This is a genomic window from Sphingobium indicum BiD32, assembly GCF_000382885.1.
GTDB lineage: Bacteria > Pseudomonadota > Alphaproteobacteria > Sphingomonadales > Sphingomonadaceae > Sphingobium > Sphingobium japonicum_C.
This window is the reverse complement of sequence record NZ_CAVK010000114.1, coordinates 1-1,736: the sequence shown is the minus strand read 5'-3', so window position 1 is coordinate 1,736 and position 1,736 is coordinate 1. Positions and strand designations below refer to the sequence as shown.

The window sequence follows — 1,736 nt, the reverse complement described above, 5'->3', positions numbered from 1 at the left end:
ACGTAGAGGCGGCAAGTTCGGTGTTCGAGGGCGAGCCGAACCTTGCTTCGAATCGAATCGGCTCGGTCCGAGGAGCTGCGGCCTTCGCACAGGCCGTGAAGGATTGGCCAGCCTCATTCAAGGTTGCCGTTGGAGAAAAGCCCAAGCTCCTCCATGAAACGGTGATCGACAATTTGTCGACCGCGGAGTTCACGGTGCGGGTCCAAGGACCGCTCGGCTCCGTTGACCTGCCTGTCGCTATCATCGGCGAACGCGCCGATTCTGGCCTCATCAAAGAAGCGCGGGTATATTACTTCGAGAAGCCGATTACGGGCCAGATTGGCAGTCGCCTCTCGTCCTTTCCGCGTCAGGCATCCGACAGGGTCGGACAGGCCGAGGACATGCCAGGCATCAATGCAGAATATTTCCGAGCCATTTCCAAATGGGACATCGAGAAGACGATGGCCGTGTTCGGTCGTCAGGCTTACGTCGACATCGGCGTGAAGCATCTCGACACTCCCGAAAAAATTCGTGCGCTCTATCTCGCCATGTTCGGAATTGAGTTCCAGCTGATCTTCAAGACGCTCGCATTCGACGGCAAGACCATGATCCTTGAGTGGGAGCTCGCGGGCGAGCACCGCGAGAGCGGACTCGCGGCTTATCAAGCCGATGAGGAAGGCAAAATCGGCGGAATCCGAATGTACGATGTCTTCGATCCGGACATGGTCCCCGCTCTCGCCGACGCGTGAGCGGCAGGACGGAGGGCGACACAGAACCTTTAAGATTCAGCGGAGGACAAATGAAGATACTGTTGATCGGCGCGAGCGGAATGATCGGGGCGGCGATTCTGTCCGAGGCTTCCGGCCGAGGCCATAGCATCTTCGCTGTGGCGCGGCATCCGCAGAACATCGATCCCAGCAAGGCTACGACTGTGAAAGGGGCGGACGGTGCCAATCGTCCCGAATTGGAGCCGCTGGTGCGGGACGTCGATGTCATAGTCTCATCGGTGAGCCCACGCGGCGAGGGCGATCAAACCGAACAGGCGTTAGGCGTGGCACGCACGCTGGCGGGGCTTGCTGCTGCGCATGATAAACGTTTGGTCGTTGTGGGGGGTGCCGGTAGTTTGAAACTCGCCGATGGCACACCGGTTCTGGATACCTTGCCGGAACTCTACCAGGGTGAGGCGCGGGCAATGAGAGCGGTTCTGGACCTTCTCAAGAGCAGTCCGGTCGACTGGACGTTTTTCTCCCCGGCCGCGTTGATCGAACCTGGAGCCAAGACTGGCCAGTTCCGGCTCGGCCACGACACTCTGCTGGTTGATGGAAAAGGGAAAAGTCGGATAAGCGTTGAGGATTTCGCCTCCGCACTGGTGGATGAGCTGGAGATCCATGCCCATGGCAGGCAGCAAATGACGATCGGATATTAGTATATCAATTGGACGAGGGTTTTAGCTGTCTGCGTGCGGTGGCGAAACGAGAGGATTGCTGGGAAAAGGCTGCGACATGGTGGAGAGAAGTGTCTTCACGGTAGGACAGACACACGGCATACTTACGCGCGCCGGCAACCTGATCGAAGCAGCGAGCGACGGTTTGGGCTGGGAGAGTCTCTACGCCTCCGCACGGCTCTGTTGCAAACATGGGGCACGGCCGCGCGGCGTCACCCAGTTGGGGGATTAGGCAGCATTGGCGAAATGCTTATTGAGCATAATCATGGTTTCGGTCAGGGCCGAGGGTCCAATTCCGAATGCTCTTTCAACC

Annotated in this window: 2 protein-coding genes and 1 pseudogene; 2 read left to right on the top strand and 1 reads right to left on the bottom strand. The window is 58.5% G+C overall.

Going from position 1 to position 1,736, the window contains the following annotated elements:
• Both EBBID32_RS24570 and EBBID32_RS11455 read left to right on the top strand, forming a co-directional pair.
• On the top strand, nucleotides 1-728 hold a 728-nt coding region (locus EBBID32_RS24570), incomplete at its 5' end, for a hypothetical protein (protein ID WP_196805642.1).
• A gap of 50 nt (nucleotides 729-778) precedes the next feature.
• Nucleotides 779-1,405, top strand: a complete 627-nt coding sequence (locus tag EBBID32_RS11455; RefSeq protein ID WP_006957044.1) for an NAD(P)-dependent oxidoreductase — start codon at nucleotides 779-781, stop codon at nucleotides 1,403-1,405.
• Nucleotides 1,406-1,651: 246 nt separating this feature from the next.
• Here the strand turns inward: EBBID32_RS11455 and EBBID32_RS24105 are convergent.
• Nucleotides 1,652-1,736: pseudogene (locus EBBID32_RS24105) on the bottom strand (IS6 family transposase); the annotation flags it as partial.

What these genes read in the sequence shown, in the direction of transcription:
- EBBID32_RS11455 (WP_006957044.1), top strand. Translation starts at nt 779, where the DNA reads ATGAAGATACTGTTGATCGGCGCGAGCGGAATGATCGGGGCGGCGATT.